At 67.0% G+C, this 24710-nt stretch carries 24 protein-coding genes and 3 pseudogenes; 17 read left to right on the forward strand and 10 right to left on the reverse strand.

Annotation, left to right across the window (positions count from 1 at the left end):
- Window positions 1-17 precede the first annotated feature (17 nt).
- From TBU01S_RS09350 to TBU01S_RS09360, 3 genes are read left to right on the forward strand one after another with little or no spacing between them, the layout of a single operon-like run.
- Window positions 18-260 (forward strand): hypothetical protein, encoded by a 243-nt coding sequence (locus tag TBU01S_RS09350; RefSeq protein ID WP_068636372.1) that lies wholly within the window; start codon window positions 18-20, stop codon window positions 258-260.
- Complete coding sequence (locus TBU01S_RS09355; protein ID WP_068636373.1) at window positions 257-2035, forward strand: ABC transporter ATP-binding protein; 1779 nt, start codon at window positions 257-259, stop codon at window positions 2033-2035. The genes TBU01S_RS09350 and TBU01S_RS09355 overlap by 4 nt, the downstream gene beginning before the upstream one ends.
- Window positions 2019-3782: an ABC transporter ATP-binding protein gene (locus tag TBU01S_RS09360; RefSeq protein WP_068636374.1), complete on the forward strand. Its 1764-nt coding sequence runs from the start codon at window positions 2019-2021 to the stop codon at window positions 3780-3782. Before TBU01S_RS09355 ends, TBU01S_RS09360 begins: the two co-directional genes overlap by 17 nt.
- 254 nt (window positions 3783-4036) lie before the next feature.
- On the opposite strand, the pseudogene TBU01S_RS25220 reads toward TBU01S_RS09360, so the two are convergent.
- The 4 genes and pseudogenes from TBU01S_RS25220 to TBU01S_RS09375 form a co-directional block, all read right to left on the reverse strand.
- Window positions 4037-4168, reverse strand: a pseudogene (locus TBU01S_RS25220) (LysR family transcriptional regulator); the annotation flags it as partial.
- A gap of 176 nt (window positions 4169-4344) precedes the next feature.
- A complete protein-coding gene (cysE, locus tag TBU01S_RS09365; protein WP_068636375.1) occupies window positions 4345-5133 on the reverse strand; it encodes a serine O-acetyltransferase in 789 nt (262 codons plus the stop codon).
- Window positions 5134-5490: 357 nt separating this feature from the next.
- The gene (locus TBU01S_RS09370) at window positions 5491-6111 is read right to left on the reverse strand and encodes an RES family NAD+ phosphorylase (protein ID WP_068636376.1); all 621 of its coding nucleotides are present in this window, start codon (window positions 6109-6111) and stop codon (window positions 5491-5493) included.
- A gap of 12 nt (window positions 6112-6123) precedes the next feature.
- On the reverse strand, window positions 6124-6759 hold the full coding sequence (locus TBU01S_RS09375) for an integrase (RefSeq protein WP_068636377.1): 636 nt from the start codon (window positions 6757-6759) through the stop codon (window positions 6124-6126).
- 331 nt (window positions 6760-7090) lie between these two features.
- Here TBU01S_RS09375 and TBU01S_RS25270 point away from each other — a divergent pair.
- Window positions 7091-7618 (forward strand): annotated as a pseudogene (locus tag TBU01S_RS25270) (TraI domain-containing protein); the annotation flags it as partial.
- 138 nt (window positions 7619-7756) lie between these two features.
- Here the strand turns inward: TBU01S_RS25270 and TBU01S_RS24975 are convergent.
- From TBU01S_RS24975 to TBU01S_RS09395, 4 genes and pseudogenes are all read right to left on the reverse strand, one after another.
- Window positions 7757-8077, reverse strand: a pseudogene (locus tag TBU01S_RS24975) (Arm DNA-binding domain-containing protein); the annotation flags it as partial.
- A gap of 149 nt (window positions 8078-8226) precedes the next feature.
- Window positions 8227-8550 (reverse strand): flagellar hook-basal body complex protein FliE, encoded by a 324-nt coding sequence (fliE, locus tag TBU01S_RS09385; protein ID WP_068636379.1) that lies wholly within the window; start codon window positions 8548-8550, stop codon window positions 8227-8229.
- A gap of 142 nt (window positions 8551-8692) precedes the next feature.
- Window positions 8693-10135, reverse strand: coding sequence for a sigma-54-dependent transcriptional regulator (locus tag TBU01S_RS09390; RefSeq protein ID WP_068636380.1), 1443 nt, complete (start codon window positions 10133-10135; stop codon window positions 8693-8695).
- Window positions 10132-11352, reverse strand: a complete 1221-nt coding sequence (locus TBU01S_RS09395; RefSeq protein ID WP_068636381.1) for a sensor histidine kinase — start codon at window positions 11350-11352, stop codon at window positions 10132-10134. Before TBU01S_RS09395 ends, TBU01S_RS09390 begins: the two co-directional genes overlap by 4 nt.
- A gap of 112 nt (window positions 11353-11464) precedes the next feature.
- Here TBU01S_RS09395 and fliF point away from each other — a divergent pair, with 112 nt between their 5' ends.
- The 13 genes from fliF (at window position 11465) to fliR (ending at window position 22930) form a co-directional block, all read left to right on the forward strand.
- Window positions 11465-13210 carry a flagellar basal-body MS-ring/collar protein FliF gene (gene fliF / locus TBU01S_RS09400; protein ID WP_068636382.1) on the forward strand — a complete coding sequence of 582 codons (1746 nt, stop codon included), beginning with the start codon at window positions 11465-11467 and terminating at the stop codon, window positions 13208-13210.
- Window positions 13207-14208 carry a flagellar motor switch protein FliG gene (fliG, locus tag TBU01S_RS09405; protein ID WP_068636383.1) on the forward strand — a complete coding sequence of 334 codons (1002 nt, stop codon included), beginning with the start codon at window positions 13207-13209 and terminating at the stop codon, window positions 14206-14208. Before fliF ends, fliG begins: the two co-directional genes overlap by 4 nt.
- Before the next feature lie 36 nt (window positions 14209-14244).
- Window positions 14245-15033 carry a flagellar assembly protein FliH gene (locus TBU01S_RS09410; RefSeq protein WP_068636384.1) on the forward strand — a complete coding sequence of 263 codons (789 nt, stop codon included), beginning with the start codon at window positions 14245-14247 and terminating at the stop codon, window positions 15031-15033.
- Window positions 15030-16427: a flagellar protein export ATPase FliI gene (fliI, locus tag TBU01S_RS09415; protein ID WP_068636385.1), complete on the forward strand. Its 1398-nt coding sequence runs from the start codon at window positions 15030-15032 to the stop codon at window positions 16425-16427. The genes TBU01S_RS09410 and fliI overlap by 4 nt, the downstream gene beginning before the upstream one ends.
- A gap of 117 nt (window positions 16428-16544) precedes the next feature.
- On the forward strand, window positions 16545-17009 hold the full coding sequence (fliJ, locus tag TBU01S_RS09420) for a flagellar export protein FliJ (RefSeq protein ID WP_068636386.1): 465 nt from the start codon (window positions 16545-16547) through the stop codon (window positions 17007-17009).
- Between the two features lie 76 nt (window positions 17010-17085).
- On the forward strand, window positions 17086-18357 hold the full coding sequence (locus TBU01S_RS09425; RefSeq protein WP_068636387.1) for a flagellar hook-length control protein FliK: 1272 nt from the start codon (window positions 17086-17088) through the stop codon (window positions 18355-18357).
- Window positions 18358-18450: 93 nt separating this feature from the next.
- Window positions 18451-19023, forward strand: a complete 573-nt coding sequence (locus tag TBU01S_RS09430) for a flagellar basal body-associated FliL family protein (protein WP_068636388.1) — start codon at window positions 18451-18453, stop codon at window positions 19021-19023.
- A 14-nt stretch (window positions 19024-19037) separates the two neighbouring features.
- A complete protein-coding gene (fliM, locus tag TBU01S_RS09435; protein ID WP_068636389.1) occupies window positions 19038-20048 on the forward strand; it encodes a flagellar motor switch protein FliM in 1011 nt (336 codons plus the stop codon).
- Window positions 20041-20514 carry a flagellar motor switch protein FliN gene (gene fliN, locus TBU01S_RS09440; protein WP_068636390.1) on the forward strand — a complete coding sequence of 158 codons (474 nt, stop codon included), beginning with the start codon at window positions 20041-20043 and terminating at the stop codon, window positions 20512-20514. The genes fliM and fliN overlap by 8 nt, the downstream gene beginning before the upstream one ends.
- Window positions 20515-20566: 52 nt before the next feature.
- Entirely contained in the window at window positions 20567-21016 is a 450-nt protein-coding gene (gene fliO / locus TBU01S_RS09445) for a flagellar biosynthetic protein FliO (RefSeq protein ID WP_245650884.1), read from the forward strand.
- A complete protein-coding gene (gene fliP / locus TBU01S_RS09450) occupies window positions 21006-21803 on the forward strand; it encodes a flagellar type III secretion system pore protein FliP (protein WP_088178859.1) in 798 nt (265 codons plus the stop codon). The genes fliO and fliP overlap by 11 nt, the downstream gene beginning before the upstream one ends.
- A 25-nt stretch (window positions 21804-21828) precedes the next feature.
- On the forward strand, window positions 21829-22098 hold the full coding sequence (fliQ, locus tag TBU01S_RS09455; protein WP_068636391.1) for a flagellar biosynthesis protein FliQ: 270 nt from the start codon (window positions 21829-21831) through the stop codon (window positions 22096-22098).
- Window positions 22099-22120: 22 nt separating this feature from the next.
- On the forward strand, window positions 22121-22930 hold the full coding sequence (gene fliR, locus TBU01S_RS09460) for a flagellar biosynthetic protein FliR (RefSeq protein WP_068636392.1): 810 nt from the start codon (window positions 22121-22123) through the stop codon (window positions 22928-22930).
- Between the two features lie 14 nt (window positions 22931-22944).
- Here the strand turns inward: fliR and TBU01S_RS09465 are convergent, their stop codons facing one another.
- Window positions 22945-23487, reverse strand: coding sequence for a hypothetical protein (locus TBU01S_RS09465; protein ID WP_068636393.1), 543 nt, complete (start codon window positions 23485-23487; stop codon window positions 22945-22947).
- 8 nt (window positions 23488-23495) lie between these two features.
- Window positions 23496-24698 carry a flagellar hook-associated protein FlgL gene (gene flgL, locus TBU01S_RS09470; protein WP_068636394.1) on the reverse strand — a complete coding sequence of 401 codons (1203 nt, stop codon included), beginning with the start codon at window positions 24696-24698 and terminating at the stop codon, window positions 23496-23498.
- Between the last annotated feature and the right edge of the window lie 12 nt (window positions 24699-24710).

Raw genomic sequence — 24710 nt, forward strand, 5'->3', positions numbered from 1 at the left:
AAACCCGTGGATCCGCCATGCTCCTGCATTTCTTCTGTTCTCCGTATCCGCTCATCCCTTCGGCAGCCGTCGTGTCCACTAATGCAGTTCCCCCGAAGGACTGTTCATTCGTGCATCAGATCGATGAAAGGCCGAATGGAGAGGGTCACCGCGCCATCTCGACCGTCGATGAGATCGCGCACCACACCACCCTGCGGGGCTCCCTGTTCGAGGTGAACGCCGTCCGCCGCGACCTTATGCGCCAAGGAGAGACAGGATGACCATCCGTCCCCACCCGGCGCCCTGGCACGTACTGCTTGGCCTGCTGCATGACGAAAGAGGTCCCCTGCTGACAGCCGTATCGGTGGCCGTCGCAGCTGCCCTGTTCGAGTTGCTGCCCTATTGGCTGCTCTATCAGTCCATCGTACTGGTACTGTCCGGTACGCAGGTTGCCGATGGACTGACCCGCCTCGCGGGGTGGATGGCCGTGGTGCTGGTGGCCAAGTACGGGCTGTATTCCATCGCCTACTACCTCAGCCACCGCGCGGCCTATCAGGTCCTCGCGAACCTGCGGCGGGACCTGGCCCGGCGGCTGGTGTGGGCGCCACTCACCTGGCTGCAAGGCTACAGTTCAGGCAAGCTGAAGAAGATCGTCATGCAGGACGTGGAGCGGTTGGAGCAGTTCATCGCGCACCACTCGGTGGAATGCATGGCTGCACTGGCCGGCCCCCTGTTCGTGGCGCTGTTGCTGATCTGGCTGGACTGGCGTCTGGCGCTGGCGGCGCTGGCGGCGGTACCTCTGGCGGCCCTGGCGCAGGGCCTGTTCATGCGAGGAATGAGCGAGCGCATCGGCGACTTCGACAGCGCAGTCGGCGAGCTCAGCGGGGCGACGGTCGAGTACGTGCGCAACATCCCGGTGATGAAGGCCTTCCGTCAGGAGGCCGGCTCCTTCCGCCGCATGCGGAGTGTGCTGGACCGCTACCAGAACCTCATCGCAGCGGTCATTCGACGGACCGTACCGGGCTGGTCGGTGTTCACGGTACTGCTCGGGGCCAACATCTTCTTCATCCTGCCGACCGGCGCATGGTTGATGAGCCACGGAGCGCTGTCCCTGCCGGACCTGATCCTGGCCGTGATGCTCGGCACGGGCATGCTCAAGCCGCTCTTCAAGGTGGCGCGCCTGTCCTCCGAGATCCGTGAAATCCTAGGAAGCATGCGCCGCATTGCCCCCTTCCTCGCCTGGCCCCCTCCGGTCCCAAGATCTCCCGTCGCACTCCCAGCAACGCCTGCAGTCGGCTTCAACGCAGTCTCCTTCGCCTATGACGACACGCCAGTGCTGCGAGATCTCTCTTTCGAGCTGCCTCCCGGCAAGCTGACGGCGATGGTGGGACCCTCCGGGGCAGGCAAGTCCACCGTTGCCCATCTGCTGGGCGGTTTGGCACAGCCGCAACAAGGGACCGTCCGATTGGGTGGCATCTCCCTGGACATCCTCGACGAAACGCAGCGGGCCTCACTGATCTCGGTGGCCACCCAGGAGGCCTTTCTGTTCCGCGGTACGCTGATGGAGAACCTGCAACTGGCATGCCCCGAAGCCGACGAGGCGACGGTTCGGCAGGCTGCCCGCGTCGCCCAGGCCGACGCCTTCATCTCGGCGCTGCCCGAAGGTTACGGCACACGCGTCGGCGAGCGCGGGGTGCGACTCTCGGGCGGAGAGCGCCAGCGCATCGCCATCGCCCGCGCCCTGCTGGCCGACACCCCCGTGCTGGTGCTGGACGAGGCGACCGCGTTCGCCGACAGCCTGACCGAGCGCGCCTTCTACGAGGCGCTGCACGAGGCGTACCCGCACAAGACGCTGCTGGTGATCGCCCACCGCCTCTACACCATAGAACAGGCCGACCAGGTCCTGGTCATGGAAAGCGGCCGGCTGGTGGACGCGGGTCGCCATGGCGAGCTCCTCGCCCGATGTGGTCTCTATCAGCGGCTGTGGCACCGACAGAGTGTCGGCGAGAGCTGGACGATCGGAAAGGAGGAGTTGGTCGATGCGGGCATTTCTTGATCTCCTGAAGCGTGTGATCCGGGCGGGCAAGCGAGGCCCACGCCTGTTCTATTGGGGTTTGTCACTGCGGGTAATGGAGCGCGTCTTCTCCATCGCCCCCTTCTTTCTCGCCTATGCCTGGTTCGATGAGCTGCTGCAGAAGAGCGGCACAGGCCTGGAGCTTGTGGAAACGATCGGCAACGATGACCGGATGGTGACGTACGGCGTGGCACTGGGCGTCCTACTGGCAGGGCAACTCGTGTTCTCCTACCTGGGCCAGCTGCGGAGCTTCACCGGGGCCTACGAACTCACCGGGTCCTACAGGGAAACGGTAATCGACCACGTGCGGCGCCTGCCTCTGGGATCCCTGCAACAGGAAAGCTCTGGACGCCTGGCCTCGGTGCTCACCGACGACGTCAACCGGGTGGAGAAGATCTTCACCCACCTGACGGCCGAATGGGTGGCCGCGGCGGCCGTGCCCTTGCTGTTCGTGATCGCCTTGCTCTGGATCGACTGGCGCCTGGCATTGAGCCTGGTCGTCACGCTGCCGCTGGCCGTTGCGGCGCTCAATGCGGCGCGCCGCTTCTTCCTCGCGCGCGCCGATCGCAAGCAGGAGCAGTTCCTGGAGGTGTCCGGCCTGCTGGTGGAGTTCGTCACCGGCATACGCACCCTGCGGCTGTTCAACCGCGCCGGAGCCTGGTGGGAGCGGCTGGACCGGCGCTTCGAGGCGATCCGCAACAGCAGCATGGGGGTCGAGGCCTGGGCCGGCGGTTCGGTGCAACTCTATCGCCTCTGCCTGGAGCTGGGGTTGGTGGCGCTGCTGCTGTGCGGCGCCTGGCTGGCCAAGGGTGACGGGCTCGCGCCGCTGCACTGGCTCCTGTTCGCGATGGTCGCCTACAAGCTGCTCGATCCGCTGCTGGATGCCGCCGCCTTTCTCACGGAGCTGCGCGCCATGGCCCGGAGCGAGGCCCGCGTTCAGGCGCTGCTCGACCGCCCACCTCTCCCCGATTCGCCGAAACCTGCCGAGCCCGACGGGTTCGAGGTGGCCTTCGAGGGCGTCGGCTTTCGTTATGACGCCGGCGCCGAGTGGGTGCTCAGGGATGTCTCCTTCCGCGCACCCCAAGGCCGGATCGTCGCCGTGGTCGGTCCATCGGGCAGCGGCAAGAGCACCCTGCTCCACCTTCTGGCCCGCTTCTTCGATCCACAGGAGGGCCGGATCACCCTCGGTGGCGTCGAGCTCCGCGACCTGGGTCCGGACCGGCTCTACGACCACCTGAGCTTCGTTTTCCAGGACGTCCAGCTGTTCGACGGCAGCGTGCTGGAGAACGTGCGCATCGGCCGTCCAGACGCCACCGACGCCGACGTGATGGCCGCCTGCCGTGCCGCCTGGTGCGACGAGTTCATCCGGCAACTCCCACAGGGTTATGAAACCCCCATCGGCGAGAACGGCCAACGCCTCTCCGGCGGCCAGCGCCAGCGGCTCTCCATCGCGCGCGCCCTGCTGAAGGACGCCCCCGTGCTGCTGCTCGACGAGGCCACCGCCTCGGTCGATCCAGAAGCGCAGCATGAGATACAGGAGGCGATCTCGCGCCTGATCAAAGGGCGCACCGTCATCGTGATCGCCCATCGGCTGCACACCATCCAACACGCCGACCAGATACTGCTGCTCGCGCGGGGGCGGATCATCGAGCGCGGCTCCCACGACGAACTCCTGCGGGCTGGAGAGCTGTATCGCGACATGTGGGACTTGCAGAACCTCTCGCGGTGAACCGCCTTTCCAGAGGGTGACAGAATGGTCGCCTGATCAGGGTCATCATCGCCCGCAGACCCCGTTGACAGCGCACTGGAGCGAATCCGGGAGCTCGCCAGTACTTCGCCAGTACTCATTGTTTGCGGCACACGATCCGCCCACGGTTCAGCATCTCGACATCCGCTTGTGCTGCTGTGATGTCCGAACATAGATGACTGCACCAGCCGCGCGCCGACATCGGATTCCAGCTTCTTGATGGCGCGAGACAGCGGCGATTTCTCGATATGCAGTCGCTCGGCGGCCCGCCCGAAATACAGTTCTTCGGCAACCGTGATGAAGCAGCGAAGGTGGCGAAGGTTCACTCGAAACTCCCGGACACGAGCACTGAGCCGAACTGGCGTCACGCTCGAGTTGGTTGCCCCCTTCCCCGCCTCCAGTCGCCTCCTTCCGCAATCCGGCGCAGCTCAATGCAACAACACGCGTTCCGATCTCGCTCACCCCCCGGCATTGCAGACGACGAGCGTGACCGGCGTACCCAACACCGCTCGACACCAGGCGCAGCAGCACCGAAACGCCGCGGTCATCCGCCCAAAGTGCGCGCCGGTACGCCGACGACAGTCGCTAACGGTGGCACGCTTTTGAGGACGACACTGCCGGCCCCCACTGTGGCGCCGCGGCCAATCTCGATGTTTCCCAGGACCGTGGCATTCGCCGAGAGAAGAACGCCATCGCGAATCTTCGGATGACGATCGCCCCGGCCCTTCCCCGTGCCTCCCAGAGTCACGTGCTGGAGGATCGACACGTCGTCGCCGACCACTGCCGTTTCACCGATGACAATGCCGGTGCCGTGGTCGATGAATACGCGACGCCCCATGGAGACCGCCGGGTGAATGTCGACACTGAACACCTCCGAGACTCGGCTCTGCACGATCCGTGCCGCGGTGCGCCGCCCCTGGCTCCACAGCCAGTGTCCGACGCGGTGGCATTGCAGGGCATGAAAGCCCTTGTAGCAAAGGAACGGGGTCAAGATGTCTTCGGTTGCAGGATCTCGGGCGACGACCGCCACCAAGTCCTCCTGCGCCGTCGCATCACGGCCGGGGCAACCCACCTTTGCCTCGGCGAACAGCGTCTCCCACAGGCTCAATGGCAAGGTCGGATCGCACAGTTTGCGTGCCAGCAACCCGCTCAGAGCAGAGTAGAAATCCTGTTTCACAAGGATGATCTCGGTGATGATCGCACGCAGCGCGGGGTCGGTTGCGTACGCATGCTTCGCCTCGCCGACCAACCGCTCCCACACCGCATCCGTCGCAGCATCGCACCGGAAATGCTCTTCGAGCCTGTCGAACGAAAGATCGAATCCGTGCGTCAATGCAGTTCCCACCTGTCCTGATTCTGCGGCAGCAGCCTCGCCGACAACGGAAGGAGCTTATGGATGGAGTCGCCGGCACCGCCACCCGAAACGGGATGGAATCGCCCGAAGGCGGATATTCCTGTCAGCTTGAATCAGTCGTGACGGTTCACGGATCGAGAGGAGCGACACGTTCGCCCAACCTGGAGGTCGGAGACAACGAAAGCCGACAGCGCGCCCTGGACAGCGAGCCCACCCCGGCCACGGCGCACCCGCGGCGTCCAATGGCTACTACGCCGGCTCGGTCACCCTCGGAAGCAGCCGGTACGCCCGACTCACCTTCTTGCATCTCCAACAGAGTACCTTTCCAGACTTGGCTCACGGCAGGCCAACCGGGCCAGGATCAGGCTCCACACCGATGCGGTACTTTGCTACGAAACGCGGCCAGTCGACATGGTCAACCAAGTCGATATCCTCGAATACCTTGACCTTCTCCTTGGCGCTTTCGAACAGAGCGATGCTCGTGGCAGGGTAGTTGTTGCGCGACGGATAAAGCACGCCGTCGAACAACGGCACATCATCGCTACCCAGCATCGCATGCACTTGGCCGGACACCTGCTGCGTGTGCGTGTAGCCACGACCAGCCAACTGCTCCAGATTCAAGCCGAAGTAGCCGGCCATCACACCTTCGGCCGAGAGGTCGGCGAGGTTCAGATCCTCCAGCACACCGACCGCGCGCACCAGACGGCTCCGGACCTCTGCCAGAGCGATCGAACGCTTCGTGTCCTTGTCCCACTGGTGCTTGTGGAATACCGATTCCATCAATGCCGTGGGGAGGTCGCAGCCCAAGTAGAGCACGCCGTAGTCCCGGGCCAGCGCGTCGTAACGGTTGGTGCCGTCACGCCCGTAGTACAGCGGCTGGCCCCGATGGACGACGCGGCTCAAATGCTGGAGCAATGTACCTGCAGCGATTCGGAACCGCGGTAACACGATGCTCACGCCAGCCCCGACTCAACGCATGCCCAGCGCATTGAATACCGCCCTGGCCACCTCGTCTACCGAATCGGCAGTCACGGCTTCGACCGGCGAACGTCCGCCCAGGCCTTCGAGCGGTTCGGAAAGGGCGCGGTACAGCGTCCAGTTGTCGACCTCGGCCGCCCCTTGCAGCACGGTCTGCGTCAAGTGTCGCTTCACGGGATCGAGTTGCCAGTCGGGCAGCTTCTGGCCGCGAGGTCCCACGTTCAGTGCCAGCAACCGGCGTGCGTCGATGTCCTTGTAGATCTGCTGGCGCGACTTGTTTGCCAGCCGGGCAAATTCGGGCAGCGGCAGGTTGTGCGGCCGATCGAAGGCTTCCAGCAACGCGGCGCGACCGCGCTGGATGTCGGTCTCGCCCGGCACCCAACGAGTGTCGGCGCGTAGCGTGGCCGCCTTGCGCGCCAGGGCCTGCTCAGTCGTTTCCGCCCCCAGCGGCAGGTCCAGGGAAGGCGGAAGCTCCACTGCTTCCACACGTTCATGCATGAACTCCTGCAGTTCGGCCGCAAAGGCCCGGGCATCCCGGATTTCGACGCTGGTGGAGAAGCGGCGCACGACATCATCCACGGTGATGGGTGGCAGGTGATCGGCGATGAATTCAAGGGTCTTGGGCATGGTCAACCCCCGCAGGCTTGATTGAAACACAAGCACTTTATTCTCCCATGTCTCCTTTGTCAATTATGTAAACCATGCCTACATTCGCTCCATGGCGTGATCGCTTTGCACCGGCCGTTGATGGCGTCATGCACAGTAACCGGAGCGGCGGTCCAATCCGATCAGGGTCAGCCTCACATTGATAGTGGAGCCCTCCGCCAGCTTGCCCTATACCGCAACGGATTGAAGGCCAAAGGGTCGGGAAGGGGCAAGGGAACGGGGATCAAGGGGAAAGGCCCTACCCGAAAGGGCCAAAAGGCTCCCCGACCGGCCTTGTCATCTGGGGTTTGCCATGCTCCCGCTGTTCTGGCTCAAACGGATGCCACCCACCACCTCCACGCTGCCCACTCGCACGATAGAGCCCCAAAAAGGGCTGATGCGGCCGGAGCCGGCCTCATCACTGCTGGCGACACCGCGCCGACAGAAGCTGCTGGAGGACATCTGGCAGCGCACCTCGCTGTCCCGCCGGCAGTTCGCCACGCTCTACCTCGCACCGCTGGAACGCTAGACCGAACTGGTCGTGCAGGCCGACCAGGCATCGGTCGCCCATCAACTCGGCGGCGCCCCTGCGAAGGCGATGGCCGCCCCGAAGCATGCACTGCAGCGCAAGCTCCTCGACGGCCTGCGCTTCCTCCTGCGCGAGGAGTTCAAGTTGAACCAGCCGCAAGCCTCGGACGGCTGGCTGACCCAGGATGCCTTGTGGCTGGTCAGCAAAACGGTCTCCGACAAGCTGCGCGCCCACCTGCTGTCGCAGGGCATCGACGGCATCCCGTCGAACAACACGGCGGTGTTCAATGTGCTGCAGGATCACGGCATCGTGCAGCAGCACGATCCGCTCCCGTGGCCGTCGCTCCGACATCGTTCCAGCGGATCCGTTTTCCGGCTTGCTGGAGATGCTCGATGAGCAGCCCACATCGGCCGCGCCCCCCCGCCGCTTGGCTTCCTGCTCGGCATAGCTCAGTGGGTGAATGCCGCGCGCCACGAGCCAGCGCGCCGCCCTATGGGCGACGCGGGCATGTTCAAGAGAGACATCGGGATAGGCGCCGACAGTGAGGATCTGCTCCTTGCCCCCAAGGCGGTAGCGGTAGCGCCAGACCTTCGCACCCGTCGGCGGGACATAGAGGGTAAGCCCTCCCCCGTCGGCGAACTTGGTGGGCGCAGTGCCCGGCTTCGTGGCACGCACTTTTGCGGCGTTCAATGCGCGGGTGAAGTCGTCCGAGGTCAGGCGGTTCTCTTCGGACAACTCGAGCAGGATGGCCAGCGGCGTGTGTGCGGACATGGCGGAATCCCTTCCGTTCTTTACCCACACGAGAGCCGGAATACAATGGACGAACAAAAACGCCCCTGGAAAGACCCAAGGGCGTAATTCTTTGTTTTTCAGCTAATTACCGCGAAACACTGGACATCCATGGACCTCGCTGGACGCCCTCAGACCGGCATGTTCATGATGTCCTGATACGCGGTGACCAAGCGGTTGCGCACCTGCACCATCTGCTGGAAGGACAGGTTGGCCTTCTGCAGGTTGACCATCACGTCCTGAAGATTGACGTTGGGGTCGCCGGCAGAGAACTCCTGCGCCATCTGGCGTGCTTCGGACTGGGCCGCGCTGACGTCCTTGAGGGCGTTGTCGAGCACATCGGCGAAGTTGACGCCGCCCGCCGCGGGCGCAGCCGTTTCCACAGGCTTGTTCTGTGCAGCCTGGGATACCGAGCGCAGTTCGCTCAACATCTGGTCGATTCCACGGGTGTCCATGCTCGCTCTCCGGTCCAGGTCTTCGGCCTTGTGATCTGTCTGCCGATCTTCGGTTCCCCGGCCTGTGTCGCTCTGTTTGTCGCTGTTGACGTCAGTCTAGCAGAGCAAAGCCCGTGCCACCGCCATGCAGTTCGTCCACCGGCTAGACATCGTAGCCTTCGTCGCGGTACTGCTGCAGCTTGTAGCGCAAGGTTCGTTCCGAGATTCCCAGCTTTTCGACGGTTTTCTTGCGCGATCCGCCCAGTTCGCGCAGCGTGCCGAGGATGTGCTCGCGTTCGAGATCCTTCATGTTCGCCGGGCGAGCGGCCTGGGCAGTTGCAGCGACAGCCCCGGTCTGCGGCGGCAACGGTTGGCTGGCGGCAAACATTGCCGCCGGCGCGGCAGGCGCCTTGCTGGGTGCCGCGGCAAAATCTGCCGCCGGAGCGATCTGCACCGCCGGCGCCGCAGCGGCGCCGTCCCAGTGCGGCAGGCACAGGCGCAGCGTCTCGGCGCCGACGGTGTCGCCGGGCGTCAGGATCAGCGCGCGCTGCAAGGTGTTCTCAAGTTCGCGCACGTTGCCCGGCCAGCCGTAGCTCGGCAGCAGGTTCTCGGCCTCGGGCGCCAGGCGGGTCTGGCGCTTGAGCCGCGCAGCGTGCTGGGAGAGGAAATGGCGTGCCAGCGGCACGATGTCGCCCGGCCGCTCGCGCAGCGCGGGAATCGCGATCGGGAAGACGTTGAGCCGGTAGTACAAGTCCTCGCGGAAGCGGCCCGCGGCGATCTCCTTCTGCATGTCGCGGTTACTGGTGGCCAGCACCCGGATGTCGAGCACCACCGGCTTCTTGCCGCCGACGCGTTCGACTTCGCGCTCCTGCAGCACCCGCAGCAGCTTGGCCTGCAGGCCGAGCGGCATTTCGGAGATTTCGTCGAGCAGGATGGTGCCGCCCTGGGCCTGCTCGAACTTGCCCGGCTGTGCAGCCTGCGCGCCGGTGAAAGCGCCCTTCTCGTAGCCGAACAGCGTGGCCTCCAGCAGGTTCTCGGGGATCGCCGCGCAGTTGATCGCGATGAAGGGGCCGCTGCGGCGCGGCGAATGGCTGTGGATGTAGCGCGCGAAGACTTCCTTGCCGGTGCCGGACTCGCCGGACAGCAGCACCGTGGCGTCGGTCTCGGCCACGCGCGCGGCCAGTGCCAGCAGATTGCAGGTATGCGGGTCTTCGGCGACGGTATCCTCGGCGGCGGGCGGCAGCGCCGCGTAGCGCCGCACGTTCTCCAGCAGCACTTCGGGTTCGAAGGGCTTCATCAGGAAGTCGCAGGCACCGCCGCGCATCGCTGCCACCGCCTTGTCGACGTCGCCGTAGGCCGTCATCAGCAGCACCGGCAGTTGCGGCTGGCGCAGGCGGATCTCGTGCAGCAGTTCGAGGCCGTCCATCGGCTGCATGCGCAGGTCGGTGACGACGAGGTTGAAGCGCTGGCGCTCGAGTTCGGCCAGCGCCGCCGGTCCGCCATCGACGCCGGTGACGCCGTGGCGGGCCATCTCCAGCGTGAAGCACACGGCATCGCGCAGCGCGGCATCGTCCTCGACGACGAGAATGTTCAGGTGTTCGATCATGGCGGTGACGGCGAAGAAGTCGTGTCTGCCGGCAACTCGAGCGACATCGGCAGACTGAGGATGAAGGTGGAACCCTGGCCGGGCGCCGAACGCAGCAGGATGTCGCCGCCGTGGCCGCGTGCGACGCCGCGCGCGATGGCAAGGCCGAGGCCGGTGCCTTCGGCGCGCGTGGTGAAGAAAGGCTCGAACAGGCGCTCCTGCAACTCGGCCGGAATGCCCCGGCCTTCGTCGCTGACGGCGAAGCGCACCGCGGCCACACCCAGGCCGCTGTCGGCGGCCGGCACGCTTGCGACGTCGAAGCGCACGCAGCCACCCGCCTCGCTGGCCTGGATGGCATTCTCGAGCAGATTCGTCAACGCGCCGCCCAGTGCCTTGCGGTCACCAAGGAGTTCGGTGTCGCCGCAGCCGCAGTGCGCGTCGAACTCGATCTGCTTCGCCTTCGCCAGCGGCTCCAGCGTATGGGCGAGTTCCGCCGCCAGTTCGCAGACGTGGAAGCGCTGGCGCCCCAGGCTGTCGCCGCGGGCAAACAGCAGCATGTCGCGGATCAGGCGTTCCAGGTAGCGCAGGCGCTCCAGCGCGCGGTCGGCGACGTGGCTGCGCTGCGCGGCGCCGAGCTCGGGCTGGCGCAGATTGCCCGTGTAGAGCAGCGCGGCGGCCAGCGGCGTGCGCAGTTGGTGCGCCAGGCCCGCGACCATCTCGCCCATCGCCGCGAGCCGTTCGTTGCGCTCTGAAGCGAGGCGCATGCGGTGTGTTTCGGTGATGTCGTGCAGCAGCACGATCCGCTCGTCGCCCGATTCGAGCGCGGATTCGGACAGCGACAGCCGCCGCGGCTCGTCCGCACTACCGCCCTCGCCCGGCGCCGCGAAGCTGAACTCGCCCGGCGTCTCGGTGGCCTGCAGGCGCGCCCACGCGGCACGCCAGGCGGTGCCGACCAGCGCGCCGCCGAACAAGGCCTCGGCCGCACGATTGACCTGGACGACGAGGCCCGCGCGATCGACGACGACGACCGCTGCCGGCAGCGCGCCCATCAGCACCGACAGCCGCTCGGTCAGTTGCCCGACCTGCGCCTGCAGCGCGTTGTAGGCGGTCGACAGTTCCTCGGAAGCGCGGTTGAACAGCGCGAACGCCTCGGCCAGCTGCGCCGCGTCGAGCGGAGCGGCCGGCGATCCGGCAGAAGGATGGCTGGGTTCCGTATTCACGCCCTGCACTCTAATCATGGTGGGCACTATCTTAGCCGGCAAACAGGCGGCAAAAAATGCCGCTATTCGCATGACCACCCTTGCCAGGGCCGCGTGACAATGCGCCCATCCGAAAAAGTGGACCGCCATCATGGCCGCTGCCGAGAACACTGCCGAGATGCCCATTGGTGGGGCGCCCGCAGGGAACGCACCGAATACCGGGCCTGCCGAGCCCACCGAACCCTCTCGCCTGCAGCAGGCGCTGGAGAACGTCAAGGCGCTGACGCAGCAGCAGAAGATCGCCGCTGCGGCCGCGCTCGCGCTGACGATCGCGCTGATCGCAGCCCTGCTGATGTGGAACCGTCCGCCCGACTACGCGGTGCTGTACTCCAACCTCGACGAGCGCGACGGCGGCCAGGTCATCGCCACGCTGCAGCAGCAGAACGTGCCCTACCGGATGTCGTCCACCGGCAATGCGATCCTGGTGCCCAGCGCGCAGGTGCACGAAACCCGCCTGCGCCTGGCTGCGGCCGGCCTGCCCAAGGGCGGGCTGGCGGGCTTCGAGCTGATGGATGGGCAGAAACTTGGCATCTCGCAGTTCAACGAACAGGTCAATTACCAGCGCGCGCTCGAAGGCGAGCTGTCGCGCACCGTGCAGTCGATCTCGGCGGTCGACAGCGCCCGCGTGCATCTGGCGATGCCCAAGCAGACCGCCTTCCTGCGCGACGACCAGAAGCCGACCGCGTCGGTGATGGTGAACCTGCGCCCGGGGCGCATCCTGGACGAGAACCAGGTCGCCGGCATCGTGCATCTGGTGTCGTCCAGCGTGCCGCGCATGACCGCCGAAGGCGTCAAGATCATCGACCAGAGCGGCAAGCTGCTGACCGAACGGGCCGACCCGCTGATGCGCGCCGGCCTCAACGCCAACCAGCTGCAGTACGTGCGGATGGTCGAGGAAGGCCTGATCGAGCGCATCGACAACATCCTGGTGCCGCTGTTCGGCAAGGACAACTTCCGCGCCCAGGTCACCGCCGCCGTCGATTTCAACCAGGTCGAGCAGACCGCCGAGACCTACAAGCCCAACCCTTCGCCCGACCAGGCAATCCGCAGCCAGCAGACCACCGAGACCATCAACCCGCTGCAGGGGCCGCAAGGCATTCCCGGCGCGCTCACCAACCAGCCGCCGGTACCGGCCACCGCGCCGCTCAGCGTGCCGCCGGTCGGCGCAGGCCAGCAGGGCTCGCAGGGCGTGATCAGCAGCAACCGCAGCGCGGTGCTCAACTACGAAGTCGACCGCAGCATCCAGCACATCAAGCAGGCGGTCGGCCAGATCAAGCGCCTGTCGGTGGCGGTGGTCGTCAACAACCGCAGCATGCCCGGCCCGGACGGCAAGCCGACCCGGGTGCCGCTGACCGACGAGGAAATCGCCCGCATCACCAACGTCGTGCGCGAAGCCGTCGGCTACAACGCCGACCGGGGCGACTCGATCAACGTCGCCAACAACGCCTTTGCCCGCGACACCGACGACGCTGCGCCGCCGCTGTGGAAGGATCCGGAAATGGTCGAGCTCGGCCGCGAAGGGCTGAACTGGCTGCTGATCCTGATCGCGATCCTGCTCGCCTACTTCGGCGTGCTGCGCCCGCTGCTGCGCACGGTGATACCGCCGAAGGAGAAGCCGGCCAAGGATGCCCAGGCCGAACCGGGCCAGGGCGGCCAGGGTGGCGTGGGCGGCGACGAAGACGAGGACGGCGTGGTCGTGTCGCTGTCGGGCGAGGATGAAGCCGACAGCTACGAAGGCCGCCTCGCCCGCGCCCGCGAGCTGGCCCGCGACGATCCCAAGACCGTCGCCAATCTGGTCAAGGAATGGCTGGGCGTGGCCGAGGAGGGCCGCAAGTGACGACACCCGAAGAAGGCCTGGAAAAAGCTGCCCTGCTGCTGATGACGCTCGGCGCCGACGAAGCGGCCGAGGTGCTGAAGCACCTCGGCCCGCGCGAAGTGCAGCGTCTCGGCATGAAGATGGCGAGCATGCCGCCGCAGTCGCGCAGCAAGGTCGAACCGCTGCTGGAGGAAATGATCGAGCATTTCGCCAAGGGCGCACTGATCGAATCGGACGAGGAGCAATTGCGCCTGATGCTGACCAAGGCGCTGGGCGACGAGCGCGCCAGCCACCTGCTCGCACGCATGATCCAGGGCTCGGACACCGCCGGCATCGAGAGCCTGAAGTGGATGGACGCCGGCACCGCCGCCGACCTGATCAAGAACGAGCATCCGCAGATCATCGCCACCATCCTGGTCCACCTCGAATTCGACCAGGCCGGCGAGATCCTGACGCATTTCAACGAACGCCTGCGCAACGACGTGGTACTGCGCATCGCCACGCTCGACGGCGTGCAGCCTGCCGCGCTGCGCGAACTGAACGATTCGCTGACGCGCATGCTGGCCGGCGCATCGACGGTGAAGAAGGCCTCGATGGGCGGCGTGCACCATGCCGCGGAGATACTCAACTTCGTCGGCTCGACCTACGAGACCAGCATCATCGACAACGTGCGCGAATACGATCCCGAACTGGCGCAGAAGATCCTCGACGAGATGTTCGTGTTCGAGAATCTGCTCGACATCGACGACCGCGGCATCCAGACCGTGCTGCGCGAAGTCCAGTCCGATTCGCTGATCGTCGCCCTCAAGGGCGCGCAGCCGGAGCTGCGCGAGAAGATCTTCAAGAACATGTCGAGCCGCGCGGCCGAGATGCTGCGCGAGGATCTCGAATCCCGCGGCCCGGTCCGCCTGTCCGAAGTCGAGGCCGAGCAGAAGGAAATCCTCAAGATCGTCCGCCGCCTGGCGGAGGAAGGCCAGGTCATGATGGCGGGCAAGGGAGGCGACGATGGCTTCGTCTAAGCTGCCGCCGCTCTCGATACGGCCCGGGAGCATTTCGTGAGCATTTCCCGCCACCAGGCCGTGGGCGCGTACCGGCGCTGGACGCCGGAGGATTTCGACGCGCGGGAAGCGCCCCCTCCCCCGGCAGGCGCCGACGCCGCTGCCGCGGCCGAGCCCGAAGCCGTTCCCGACGCACCCGAGCCGGCCTACAGCCTGCCGCCCGATCTGAAGCTGCCCACGGCGGAGGAAATCGAGCGCATGCACGAGGAAATCCGCAATGCCGCGCGCGAGGAAGGCTGGCGCGAAGGCCACGAAGCCGGGCTGGCGGCGGGTACGGCCGAAGGCGAACGCAAGGGCTATGAGGAAGGCAAGGCGAGAACCGAAGCCGAAGCCGCGCGCGTGCTGGCGCTGGCCGAGCGGCTCGAGCAGTCGCTGGCCGAAATCGACCGCGAAGTGGCCGAGGAGCTGATGGCGCTCGCCATCGAGCTGGCCCGGCAGATGGTCCACCACACCCTGCGCCTCCACCCCGAGACCGTGCTCGACACCATCCGCATCGCCCTGCAGCAGTTGCCGCAGGGTAACGCGCAGATCCGGCTGCATCCGGACGACCTGGCGCTGGTGCGTGACAACCTGGGCGAACAGCTCGCGCAAGCCGGCCACCGCCTGCAGGAAGATTTCGACCTGCAGCGCGGCGAGTGCCGCATCGACACCCAGGGCGCACAGCTCGACGCCACGCTGGAGACCCGCTGGCGGCGCGTGCTCGAATCGCTCGGGCGCGAACACATGCGCTTCTCCCCCGCCGATCCGGATCGGCCGGCAAGCGGCACACCGGACGCTGCCGCATGAAGCACGGCAGCAATCTGTGGCGCGACTTCCTCGCCGACGGCCGCCGCCTGGTCAGGGACACCAGCGCCTTCGAGATCTCGGGCCGGCTCACCCGCATCAACGGCCTCGTCATGGAAGCGGCCGGACTCAAGCTGCCGCTGGGTTCCGGCTGCCGGATCCTGATCCCGGGCGGCGGCTCGGTCGAAGCCGAAGTCGTCGGCTTCAGCGGCGAAAAGCTGTTCATGATGCCGACCGACGACGTCTTCGGCCTGGCACCCGGCGCCCGCGTGCTGCCGATGGAAGTCGGCATGCCGCGGCTGGTGCCGGGCAAGCGCATCGGCCCGCGCCGCCGCGCCGCCGACCGCGCCAAGCACCTGCCGGTGGGCGACGCCCTGCTCGGCCGCGTCGTCGATGGCGCCGGCCGGCCGCTCGACGGCGCCGGGCCGCTCGCCACGCAGGAAACACGCTCGCTGCAGGGACGCGCGATCAACCCGCTGTCGCGCGCACCGATCGAGCAGCCGCTGGACGTCGGCATCCGTGCGATCAACGCCCTGCTGACCGTCGGCCGCGGCCAGCGCCTGGGCCTGTTCGCCGGCTCCGGGGTCGGCAAGTCGGTACTGATCGGCATGATGGCGCGCTACACCTCGGCGGACGTCATCGTCGTCGGCCTGATCGGCGAACGGGGCCGCGAAGTCAAGGAATTCATCGACCAGAGTCTCGGCCCGGAAGGCCTGGCGCGCTCGGTGGTGGTAGCCGCGCCCGCCGACACCAGCCCGCTGATGCGGATGCAGGGCGCGGCCTACGCGACCACGGTGGCGGAATACTTCCGCGACCAGGGCAAGCAGGTGCTGCTGATCATGGATTCGCTGACGCGCTACGCGATGGCGCAGCGCGAGATCGCCCTGGCGATCGGCGAACCCCCGGTCACCCGCGGCTATCCGCCGAGCGTGTTCGCCCGCCTGCCGGCGCTGGTCGAGCGCGCCGGCAACGGCCCCGAAGGAGGCGGCTCGATCACCGCTTTCTATACCGTGCTGGCCGAAGGCGACGACCAGCAGGATCCCATCGCCGACTCCGCGCGCGCCATCCTCGACGGCCACTTCGTGCTGTCGCGCAGCCTCGCCGACCAGGGCCACTACCCCGCGATCGACATCGAGCAGTCGATCTCGCGCGCGATGCACGGCCTGGTCGGCGACGAGCATTTCGCCGTCGTGCGCCAGTTCAAGCAGTTCTTCTCGCGCTATCAGCGCTCGCGCGACCTGATCGCGGTCGGCGCCTACCAGCCGGGCGGCGACCCGGTGCTGGACACCGCGGTGCAGCTCTACCCCAGGCTGGAGGCCTTCCTGCAGCAAGGCATCAACGAGCGCGAATCCTACGACGGCGCCCTGCAGAAGCTGGCACAGGCATTTTCGGCCTGAGTGTGACATTTTGCACGAGCGGCAGCCGAACACACGGCACGCCTGCGGCATACGGCGCTTAGACTGCCGGCGCCCCTCTCTCCGCCGCCGGGGCACGCGAACGACACAGCCATCCCCATGAGTCCCCGCTTCCACCTCCAGCCCCTGCTCGACCTCGCCCAGACCCGCACCGACGAAGCCGCCCGCCAGCTGGGCGAACTGGTCGCGGCCGAGCGCGACGTGGCGCAGAAGCTGCAGATGCTCGAGGACTATCGGCGCGAGTACAACGACCGCTTCGTCGAAGCCGCACGCGAAGGCCTCAGCCCGGACGCCTGGCGCAACTATGGCGCTTTCATCACCCGCCTGGATGAAGCCATCCTCGCGCAGCGCAAGCTGGCGGAACAGTCGCAGCAGTTGACCGCGCAGGGACAGCAGCACTGGCTCGCCCAGCGCAACAAGCTCAAGGCCTTCGACACCTTGTCGCAGCGCCACCAGGCGGGCCTGGCCCGCATCGAGGCCCGCCAGGAGCAGAAGATGGCCGACGAGCACGCGGCACGCCTCGGCCGCGCCCGTCTGGACGGCGACGGCGGCGCCCACGACTGATCGTCCGGCAGTCCGCCTGCATGGCACGGCTCTTGCGTAGAAAGCCCTGCTCATCCTGTTCCAGAGGCGCCAGACCATGTCCGCAACCCTTTCTTCCCCCAGCCCGGCCCAGAGCCTGCAAGGCCATTCCGCTCGCAAGTGGTCCGACCCGGTGACGCTTGCCGGGCTGATCGGCCCCGGCAGCCAGCAATCGCCTGCCCAGACACCTTCCCAACTGCCATCCTTCTCCCGCACGCTGCAGAACCAGTTGCGCGATTCGCGCCCCCCATCGGCCCAGCCCGCGCATGCGAACGACGCTCCGGCACGGCCGCGCGAGGCCGAACGCAATCCCCAGCGCACCACCACGCGCGAACCGGAACACGGCCGGGCACAGCCTGCCGACCCGGCGGCCCGCTCCGCCGAATCCGGCGAGTCCCGTCCCGCCGAAAACGCCGTGCAGCCGGACGAGGCAGCCAAGGGCAGCGAAACCACGGGCGAGCATGCCGACACCTCACGGAACGGCCAGGCGGCAGCGGCCGAGGCGCCGGCAGATACGACCGCCGAGGCGGCCGCGCTTGCCGGCCTGCCGGCAGCGATTGCCGCCCTGCAGGCCGGCACGGCGAACGACGGCGAAGCCGACGCCGAACCGGCCGCGGATGACAGCGCCGGCAAAGCGCTGCAGAATGCCGGCCTGCCATCGAAAGGCAGTCCGAAACCGGCGGATGCCGGCATCGACGCCGGCCAGGCGGCACAGGGACGATTGCCGCTCGCGGCAGTCATCGCCGACAAGGCGGCAGGCACGACCCCAAGCCTGAAGGCCGGGGACGACGACATCGCGGCCCGGCAGCCCGGCCAGGCCACGGGCGGGCATCACGGCGCCAATCTGCTCGGCGTGCTGCGCCACCCTCCCGCCCAGGCGCCGACGCCGCAGTTGCCCGTGCACACCCCGGCAAACCGGCAAGCCTGGGCCGAGGACGTGGGCAACCAGGTGCGATGGATGATCGGCCGCGCGGAGAGCAAGGCCGAACTGGTGCTGACGCCGCCCAACATCGGCAAGCTCGAAGTGTCGATCTCGCTCAACGGCGACCAGACCACGGCGCAGTTCGTCGCCTCCAGTCAGGCCGCGCGTGACGCACTCGAGCAGGCGCTGCCGCGCTTGCGGGAGATACTTCAGCAATCCGGCATCAGCCTGGGACAGGCCGATGTCAGCACCTCGGAAGACCGTGGCGCTGGACGTGACGGCGGCGGCAATGGCAGCGGACAGGGCCGGCACACGGGCGGCAGCGGAACGATCGCGGATGCGGCCGACGGCAGCCAGCCCGCATCATGGCTGCAGCAACACGACGGAATGGTCGACACCTTCGTCTGAAGCGCTTGAATTGGGGCCGCTCTGCCCCACTTTTCCACGCTTCGCGGCGTGCGATCTTCCGCGATAATTTTGGCAAGATATCAGGAGATTCGCATGGCCAAGGCGCCAACCAAACCGGAGGCGGGCGGAGAAGCCGCCCCCAAGGGCAAGAGCAAGCTGCTCATCATCATCGTCATCGTGCTGCTGGTGCTGCTGATCATCGTCGCGGGCGGCATCGGCGCGCTGCTGCTGCTGAAGAACAAGGGCAGCAGCGATGACGGCGCCTCCGCGCCGGCAGCCGCCGCCGCCCAGCCCCCAGCACCGCCGCCGGTGGATCTGTCCAAGCCCCCCACTTTCGTGCCGCTGGACCCCTTCACCGTCAACCTGCGCCGCGACGAGGGCGACCATTACCTGCAGGCCGTGATCGTGCTGCGCGTCGCCGATGCCAAGACCGGCGACGCGCTCAAGGGCTACATGCCCGAGATCCGGCACCGCATCAACCTGCTGCTGTCGAGCCGGCTGCCGTCCGAGCTGTTCACCACCGAAGGCCGCGAACTGCTGGCGACCAGCATCGTCGACGAGGCCAATGCCGCGCTCGGCTTCCCGGTGCAGACCGACGCCCGCGGCCGCACGACCTCCACCGGCCCGGTCCAGGCCGTGCTGTTCAACTCCTTCATCATCCAGTAGCGGACGCGAACGCCATGTCCTCGGATTTTCTCTCCCAGGAAGAAGTTGACGCCCTGCTGCGGGGCGTGACCGGAGAATCCGACGAGCCCGAAGCCGAGGAACACGCGGCCGAAGGCGTGCGCCCCTACAACCTGGGCACGCAGGAGCGCATCGTGCGTGGGCGCATGCCCACGATGGAGCTGATCAACGAGCGCTTCGCGCGCTACCTGCGCATCGGCTTCTTCAACTACGTGCATCGCAACACCGAGGTTTCCGTCGGCACGATCAAGGTGCAGAAATACGCCGAATTCGTGCGCAACCTGGTCGTGCCCACCAACCTCAACCTGGTCACGGCCAAGCCGATGCGCGGCACCGGGCTGATCGTCTTCGACCCGAACCTGGTCTTTCTCGTCGTCGACAACATGTTCGGCGGCGACGGGCGCTTCCACACCCGGGTCGAAGGCCGCGACTTCACGCCGACCGAGCAGCGCATCATCCAGGGCATGCTCGAGGTGGTGTTCACCGAATACGCCAAGGCCTGGGCACCGGTGTTCAAGCTCGAGTTCGAGTACGTGCGCTCGGAAATGAACTCGCAGTTCGCCAACATCGCCACGCCTTCCGAGATCGTCATCTCGACGACCTTCTCGCTGGAGATCGGCGGCGCCCAGGCCGAGATGCACATCTGCTTTCCGTACTCGATGCTGGAGCCGATCCGCGACCTGCTGTATTCGACGATGCAGAGCGACCACATCACCTCGGACCGGCGCTGGATCAAGCTGCTGTCGCACCAGCTGCGCTCGGCCGACATCGAGCTGTACTGCAATCTCGGCAGCGCGCGCGTCACGCTGCGCGACATCGTCGACATGCGGGTCGGCGACGTGATTCCGCTGAACGTGCCCGAACTGCTGCAGGCCGAGATCGACGGCGTGCCGGTGTTCGAATGCAGGCAGGGCACCAAGAACGGGCAATACGCCATCCGGGTGGAGCGCTTCCTCGCGCAGGAAGAAGAGCCTTCGCCCTTGTTAGCTGGAGGCCAGAATGGCTGACGACAACCAGATTACCGACGACGATTGGGCCGCCGCGATGCAGGAACAGGCGGCGACCGAGGCCAGCCAGTCCGGCGACAGCGAGGCCGACCGCGTCGCCGCCGAACTGGCCGCCGCGGCGATGGCCGATTCGCCCTACCAGGCCCGCCCGGCCAGCCAGATCTTCGAGGATTTCGGCGCCGGCAGCCCCGGTAAGGGCTCGCTCAACGACTTCGACATGATCCTCGACATCCCGGTGCAGATCACCGTGGAGCTGGGGCGCACCAAGCTGACGATCCGCAACCTGCTGCAGCTCGCGCACGGCTCGGTGGTCGAGCTGGACGGTCTCGCCGGCGAGCCGATGGACGTGCTGGTCAACGGCACGCTGATCGCGCAAGGCGAAGTCGTCGTCGTCAATGACAAGTTCGGCATCCGCCTGACGGACATCATCAGTCCGGCCGAGCGCATGCGCAAGATCCGCCACTGAACGCCGTAGCACCGTGCATCGCCCCATCCCCCCGCGTCTTCTGCCGATCCTGTTGCCCGCCTTCGCCGCCGATGCGCTGGCCCAGACGACGCCCGCAGCCGGCAGCGCCCCCACCGAGCTTGCCGGCAGCCTGTTCCAGATGCTGGCCGGCCTGGCCGTGGTCATCGCCCTGCTGCTCGGCTGCCTGTGGCTGATCCGCCGCCTGGCCGCGCCGCGCGGCAGTGCCGCCGCCGCGATCGAGGTGCTGGGTGCCGCCGCGGTCGGGCCGCGCGAGCGGGTGGTGCTGGTGCGCCTGGGCGAGCAGTTGCTGGTGCTCGGCGTGGCGCCGGGCAGCGTCACCCGGCTGCATGAGATGAAGGCCGAAGATCTGCCGCTCGCAGCGCGGCATGGCGCGCAGCCGCCCTCATCCGGCCCGACACGGAATTTCTCGGCCTGGCTGGGGCAGGCCATGAAGCGGCAAGCGGCTGAACAGCATGTGACGGAGCGCGGCGATGCCCGCTGAACGCCATCCTCTGCCGCTGCTGCGCGCACGCCTGGCGCCGGCGCTGTGGCTGGCAGCGATACTGGCGCTGCTGCTCACCCTCGCCGGCCTGCCGCTGCCGGCCCAGGCCCAGGCCCTGCCCGCCGTCACCAGCACGGCCACAGCGGACGGCGGCACCACCTACAGCCTGACCATCCAGACGCTGCTGCTGATGACGCTGCTGAGCTTCATCCCGGCAATGGTGCTGATGATGACCAGCTTCACCCGCATCATCATCGTGCTCTCGCTGCTGCGCCAGGCGCTGGGCACGCAGACCGCGCCGCCCAACCAGGTACTGCTGGGCCTGGCGCTGTTCCTGAGCTTCTTCATCATGGCGCCGGTCGCCGAGCGCGTCTACACCGATGCCTACCTGCCGATGGCCGAAGGCCAGATCCAGTTCGACGAAGCCCTGCAGCGAGCCTCGGTGCCGATGCGCACTTTCATGCTGGCCCAGGTGCGCGAGCCCGATCTCGACCTCTTCGCCGGCCTGGCCAAGGTGCCGCCGGTCGACAAGGCCGAAGACCTGCCGATGCGCGTCATCATCCCGGCCTTCGTCACCTCGGAAATCAAGACCGCCTTCCAGATCGGCTTCATCGTCTTCATCCCCTTCATCATCATCGACATGGTGGTCGCCTCGGTGCTGATGTCGATGGGCATGATGATGATGTCGCCGGTGATCGTGTCGCTGCCGTTCAAGATCATGCTGTTCGTGCTGGTCGACGGCTGGACGCTGCTGATCGGCTCGCTGGTGCAGAGCTTCGCGGTCTAGCGCAAACAAGCGGGAGAAACCGGCCATGACCCCCACCACCGTCATCGAACTCGGCCGCCAGGCCGTCGAAATCACCCTGATGGTATCGGCGCCGCTGTTCCTCGCCGCGCTCGTCACCGGCCTGATCATCAGCATCTTCCAGGCCGCGACCCAGATCAACGAGATGACGCTGACCTTCGTGCCCAAGCTCGTCGCCATCTTCGCCGCGCTGGTGCTGGCCGGGCCGTGGATGATCACGGTGCTGACCGACTTCATGCGCCAGCTGTTCGAATCCATCCCGGCGATGATCGGCTGAAACCACGGTCCGCCCCCGCCCGATGCTCAGCGTAACAGCCGCCCAGCTCGACGCCTGGCTCGCCGCAGCGGCCTTCCCGCTGGCACGGCTGCTCGGCCTGTTCGCCGCCGCACCGATCTTCTCCAACCGCGGCATGCCAGCCCGCGTCCGCCTCGCCGCCGGCCTGGCCGTGGGCATCGCGCTGCTGCCGGCGATGCCGCCGATGCCCGAGGTGGCGCCGAACTCGGGCATCGGGCTGGCGATCTTCGGCCAGCAGATCTTCATCGGCGTCGCCGTGGGCTTCATGATGCGGCTGGTATTTGCCGCGGTGGATACCGCGGGCGCACTGATCGGCATGCAGATGGGCCTGTCCTTCGCCATCTTCTTCGACCCCGACGCCGGCGGCCAGACCGCGGTGCTGTCCGACTTCCTCAGCCTGATCGCCACCCTGCTGTTCCTCGCCGTCAACGGCCACCTGCTGATGATCGAAGTGCTGGTGCGCAGCTTCGAATGGCTGCCGGTCGGCGCCGAAGTCGTGCGGGCCCAGGGCTGGGGCTATATCGCCCGCGCCGGCGCCACCGTCTTCGCCACCGGCCTGCTGCTGTCGCTGCCGGTGCTGGGCATCCTGCTGGTGGCCAACATCTCGCTCGGCGTGCTGACGCGCGCGGCACCGCAGCTCAACCTGTTCGCGGTGGGCTTCCCGGTCACGCTCACCGCCGGCTTCATCGGCGTGCTGCTGTTCATGACCAACTTCGCGCCGGTGCTGCAAAGCCTGTTCGAACGCGGCTTCGACGACATCGGCCACATGCTCGAACTGCTCGCTCCGCTGCCGCCGGCCGTGCCGCCACGCTGACCCCCGCACCCGGCTCAGAGCGCGGGAAAGATCTGCGACCTCAGCAGCCGGATCTCGGCATTGGCGTAGCGGTGCGCGAACGGCCGCGTCGATTCGACACCTTCCTCGTAATGCACGATCTCGTAGCCGGCGAAGCCGCCCGCCTCGACCATCTCGCGCGCATTGCGCAGGAAGACCTGGCGCGCCTCGCCGTCGCCGCCGGTGATCAGCGACTTCATGCGCAGCGCCATCCGCACGCGGCCGGCGCCGGATTCGCGCACCTCGATCCGCCAGGTCGGCGCCAGCGGATCGTAGATCGCGAAAGCCACCAGGGCACCGGCCAGGTACTCGACCTTCAGCATCTCCAAGTCGCGCAGCATCAGCAGCCCGCCGGCGATCGCCGCCACCGGGGCGCCCTGGTCTCCGGCCCACGCCCGGGTCCGCTCCAGGCCGGAGGGCTGAGCCGATGCCTGTTCTTCCTGTTCGGGCGCCGAGATTCTGGACGCCGAAGAGCAGCCGGCAAGGACGAGCGCGACCGCAGCGGCGGCAGTGAGGGCCAGGGCGGAACGGGCAGGCATGGCGGGACTCAGTTGAGGTAGTTGAACAGCGACAGGCCGGACACCCGCATGAAGGACATCTGCGCCGCCTGCAGGTAAGTCTGCTGCTGGGTCAGGCGCGAGATCGCATCGACGTAATCGACGTCCATCAGGTCGGACAGCGTGGCGGCGTACTGGATGTTCAGATCGCTGCCGAGATTGGCCAGCGCCTCGGTTTCGGTCAGTTGCGAACCGATCTGGGCGCGCGCTTTCAGGATGCTTTCCTGGCTGGCATCGAAGGTTTCCAGCGCGAACGCAACCGCTCCGGTCATGCCCGACACGCCGTTCTGCTTTTCCAGCGCGGCGGCGAACATGGCCATGTTGTTGAGCATGCTGGTCGACGGCACGTAGATTTCGAAGGCGTCGCCATCGGCCACGTCGGCCGTCGGCAGGGACAGCGTCAAGCCGTCGATGGTGGCGCTCGGCGGCGTCAGCGTGGTCGCCGGCGGCACTTCGTTGCCATCCTGGCCGAGGCGCGTGACGCTGTATTCGCCGGTCGCCTCATCGAAGCGGAGCTGATAGCGCGACGCCTGGTTCACCGCCGCCGGGTCGACTGCGCTCAGGGCGGGTGCGGCGCTGCCCTCGTTGTCGATCGCGCCATGGATCTTGATCGTGTCGGTGTCGAGCGTCAGCGTGCGGTCGAACACGTCCGAGCCCGGCAGGCTGATCGGCATGTAGCGCGAGGCCGACACCTGGATGCTGCGCTCGCCCTGGTCCCCGGCATAGCTGACGCCGGACAGGTTGCCGTTGAACGGCTGTGCCTGCGAACGATAGCCGCCGAAGATGTACTCGCCCATGCCGTCCTGGCTGTTGGCCAGCGCCAGCATGGCTTCGAACTGCGCCTTCATGTCGACCGCCAGCGCACGCAGGTCTTCCGGCTTCATCGTGCTGTCGCCGTTGCCGGCCTGCACGGCGCGCGTGCGCACGTAGTGCAGGATTTCGCCGGCCCCATCCAGGCGTGCTTCCAGCAGCTTCATCGCATCGTCGGCGTAGCCGATGTTCACCGAGAACTGCTTGTTGACCGCCTGGGTCTGGCCGATTTCGAGCGCGCGGGCCGAAGCGATCGGGTCGTCGGCCGGCGTCAGCACGCGGCGGCCGGTGGCCACCTGCTGCGAAGTCTGCAGGATGTTCGACCATTGCTGCTGGATCGAGGCCACGCCACGGTCGTAGATCATGTTGGACGAAATGCGCATGATGCTCTCCCG

The organism is Thauera butanivorans NBRC 103042 (assembly GCF_001591165.1).
Taxonomy (GTDB): Bacteria; Pseudomonadota; Gammaproteobacteria; order Burkholderiales; family Rhodocyclaceae; genus Thauera; species Thauera butanivorans.

Coding starts and splice junctions, on each gene's coding strand:
- TBU01S_RS09465 (WP_068636393.1), bottom strand. CDS start 23,487: ATGCCTGCCCGTTCCGCCCTGGCCCTCACTGCCGCCGCTGCGGTCGCG.
- TBU01S_RS09360 (WP_068636374.1), top strand. CDS start 2,019: ATGCGGGCATTTCTTGATCTCCTGAAGCGTGTGATCCGGGCGGGCAAG.
- fliJ (WP_068636386.1), top strand. CDS start 16,545: ATGAGTCCCCGCTTCCACCTCCAGCCCCTGCTCGACCTCGCCCAGACC.
- fliM (WP_068636389.1), top strand. CDS start 19,038: ATGTCCTCGGATTTTCTCTCCCAGGAAGAAGTTGACGCCCTGCTGCGG.
- TBU01S_RS09355 (WP_068636373.1), top strand. CDS start 257: ATGACCATCCGTCCCCACCCGGCGCCCTGGCACGTACTGCTTGGCCTG.
- TBU01S_RS09390 (WP_068636380.1), bottom strand. CDS start 10,135: ATGATCGAACACCTGAACATTCTCGTCGTCGAGGACGATGCCGCGCTG.
- fliR (WP_068636392.1), top strand. CDS start 22,121: ATGCTCAGCGTAACAGCCGCCCAGCTCGACGCCTGGCTCGCCGCAGCG.
- fliF (WP_068636382.1), top strand. CDS start 11,465: ATGGCCGCTGCCGAGAACACTGCCGAGATGCCCATTGGTGGGGCGCCC.
- fliN (WP_068636390.1), top strand. CDS start 20,041: ATGGCTGACGACAACCAGATTACCGACGACGATTGGGCCGCCGCGATG.
- TBU01S_RS09425 (WP_068636387.1), top strand. CDS start 17,086: ATGTCCGCAACCCTTTCTTCCCCCAGCCCGGCCCAGAGCCTGCAAGGC.
- TBU01S_RS09395 (WP_068636381.1), bottom strand. CDS start 11,352: ATGATTAGAGTGCAGGGCGTGAATACGGAACCCAGCCATCCTTCTGCC.
- fliI (WP_068636385.1), top strand. CDS start 15,030: ATGAAGCACGGCAGCAATCTGTGGCGCGACTTCCTCGCCGACGGCCGC.
- TBU01S_RS09375 (WP_068636377.1), bottom strand. CDS start 6,759: ATGCCCAAGACCCTTGAATTCATCGCCGATCACCTGCCACCCATCACC.
- fliQ (WP_068636391.1), top strand. CDS start 21,829: ATGACCCCCACCACCGTCATCGAACTCGGCCGCCAGGCCGTCGAAATC.
- fliP (WP_088178859.1), top strand. CDS start 21,006: ATGCCCGCTGAACGCCATCCTCTGCCGCTGCTGCGCGCACGCCTGGCG.
- flgL (WP_068636394.1), bottom strand. CDS start 24,698: ATGCGCATTTCGTCCAACATGATCTACGACCGTGGCGTGGCCTCGATC.
- TBU01S_RS09350 (WP_068636372.1), top strand. CDS start 18: ATGCTCCTGCATTTCTTCTGTTCTCCGTATCCGCTCATCCCTTCGGCA.
- TBU01S_RS09430 (WP_068636388.1), top strand. CDS start 18,451: ATGGCCAAGGCGCCAACCAAACCGGAGGCGGGCGGAGAAGCCGCCCCC.
- fliE (WP_068636379.1), bottom strand. CDS start 8,550: ATGGACACCCGTGGAATCGACCAGATGTTGAGCGAACTGCGCTCGGTA.